Source organism: Pseudomonas sp. SIMBA_068, from assembly GCF_046534705.1.
In the GTDB taxonomy this organism is placed as follows: domain Bacteria; phylum Pseudomonadota; class Gammaproteobacteria; order Pseudomonadales; family Pseudomonadaceae; genus Aquipseudomonas; species Aquipseudomonas putida.
Window position 1 is genome coordinate 1 of record NZ_JAWRYI010000912.1, and the last position, 258, is coordinate 258.

Below are 258 nucleotides of genomic sequence, written 5' to 3' on the forward strand. Positions count from 1 at the left end.
CATGCAACAGCGTGGTTTCTACCCGATGGTTGCTGCACAACGCATCGGCGAAGAGTATGAGCTGAAGATTGATAAAGCGCCGCAGAATGTTGACAGCGCCCTGACTCAGGGGTCGGAGATGGCGCGCGTGCGCGAGTTGATGTACTGGAATCTCGATAACACCGCGCGTAGCGAGTGGGCCAATCTGGTGAAGAGCAAGTCAAAAACAGAGCAGGCTCAACTGGCGCGGTATGCTTTCAACAACCAATGGTGGGATCT

1 protein-coding gene is annotated in these 258 nt (G+C 54.7%); it reads left to right on the forward strand.

The features are described 5' to 3' along the window. Positions 1-258: hypothetical protein (locus SB756_RS32035; RefSeq protein ID WP_410913497.1), on the forward strand; the 258-nt coding region annotated here is incomplete at both ends.